Genomic DNA, 1,325 nt, shown 5'->3' with positions numbered 1-1,325 from the left:
GGACGCTCCTATGCCGGGTCAAGCCGCTGCGGGTGGTGATTCGAGGCGTCGGTAGAGCTCGCGGGCGATGTAGCGCTTGAGGCAGCGCTTGATCTCCCGGTCGGTTTTGCCCTCGGTGCGACGGCGGTCGGCGTAGGCGCGGGTGCGTCCATCGCGTTGCAGGCGGCTGAGGACGACGGTGTGCAGCGCGCGGTTGAGCTGGCGATCACCGGAGCGGTTGAGCCGGTGGCGCACGGTCTTGCCCGAGGAGGCCGGGATCGGGGCGGCGCCGGCGAGCATGGCGAAGGCGGCGTCGCTGCGGCAGCGGCCCGGGTGAGACCAGGCGGTGAGCACGGTGGCGGCCACGATCGGGCCGACGCCGGTGAGCTCGAGCAGGTCCGGCCGCCAGGACCGCACGATCACGCGGATGGCCTTCTCGTGGGCGAGCGCCTCGGCCTCCAGGAAGCGGATGCGGCGGGCCAGGTCGTGCAGCACGGTCAGCGCGGTGATGGCCTCGACATCGGCCTTGCTGGCGCCCGGCCGCAGCCTGGCGGCGGTGGTGATCATGGCGCGGGTGGTCTGCCCGCGGAACCGGCCGCGCACGGACTCCGGGCTGGTGATGACCATGGCCAGCAGTTGCCGCTGGGCTGCGGTGGCGGCCTCCACCGCGGCCCGCCGGGCGGTGAGCAGCATCTGCAGCGCGGCCCGCTCCGGGCCGGTCTTGGGCTGGGCCAGCCGGGTGCGGGCCAGCGCGTCACGGGCGGCGCGTTCGGCGTCGATCGGGTCGGACTTGGCTCCGGCCCGCCGAGCGGGGCGCTTGGGCCGGTCGAGTTCGACGACCAGTTCCTCGGCGTCGGCGAGGTGGCGGGCCAGGCCGGCGCCGTAGCCGCCGGTGCCCTCCATCGCCCACGCCCGCAGCCCGGAGTGCTGCTCGGCTAGGGCGACCAGTGTGGCGTAGCCGTCCGGGTCGGCGGTGACCGTCGCTCGGGCCAGCACCGCACCGGTCCGGGCATCGACGACCGCGGCGGTGTGGGTCTGGCTGTGGGTGTCGACGCCGATGACGACCTCGACCAGCTCTGCCAGCATGGACATGCGTTCACTCCTCACCAGATGGGACGCAGCAGGTCCCGGTCCGGTGCGGAGAGGGCAGGACTGTGATGAGACACGTCAGCGGCAACTGGCGGTCAAGCTCCTGATCAGGCCAACGTCTCCGGCCGGGCCGGTGCCGGCAGCAGCAGGTGGACAAGTCCCGGCAAAGGCACGAGGCCAGTCAGAGCAAGGGTCACGCCCGCTGCCGCCAGCAGTCAGCCCATCACCGACGAACCGACCCGGCCAGCCTCACAGTC

1 protein-coding gene is annotated in these 1,325 nt (G+C 73.1%); it reads right to left on the bottom strand.

Annotated elements, in window-relative coordinates; genetic code table 11:
• Positions 1-18: 18 nt before the first annotated feature.
• A complete protein-coding gene (locus tag E9565_RS21825) occupies positions 19-1,071 on the bottom strand; it encodes an IS110 family transposase (protein ID WP_236828882.1) in 1,053 nt (350 codons plus the stop codon).
• Between the last annotated feature and the right edge of the window lie 254 nt (positions 1,072-1,325).

Origin of the sequence: Blastococcus sp. KM273129, from assembly GCF_021698995.1 — a bacterium.
In the GTDB taxonomy this organism is placed as follows: domain Bacteria; phylum Actinomycetota; class Actinomycetes; order Mycobacteriales; family Geodermatophilaceae; genus Blastococcus.
Note: the sequence above shows the minus strand (reverse complement) of the source record. Positions and strands in the feature narration are given on the sequence as shown.